Here is a 259-nt window from a genome sequence, read left to right as displayed (position 1 = left end):
CGCGGCGGTCCCGGCTGCCCCGGACGCCAGCAGCGCTCCTTTAACCAAGAAGGGTTCAATTGCGTTTGTCACCGCATGAAATATACGAAGTCCCGTTGTCGGGATGGATACGGCCAGGAGGCGTTTCCGCACGTCTTTCCCGCGAAGATGAATGTGCTGATGGCCGGAAAGCGCCCTCCGCGCCAAAATAAACTGCGTATACAGATAAACGAACACCACAACATCGCTTGCGACCAGCACAAATAACGAAATAAGCACG

At 55.2% G+C, this 259-nt stretch carries 1 pseudogene; it reads right to left on the bottom strand.

The window, feature by feature from the left end:
• Positions 1 to 259 (bottom strand): annotated as a pseudogene (locus SB658_RS25130) (multidrug transporter MatE); the annotation flags it as partial.

It is taken from the genome of Bacillus sp. SIMBA_008, assembly GCF_046535495.1.
In the GTDB taxonomy this organism is placed as follows: Bacteria; Bacillota; Bacilli; order Bacillales; family Bacillaceae; genus Bacillus; species Bacillus subtilis.
This window is presented reverse-complemented; position numbering and strand designations above follow the sequence as displayed.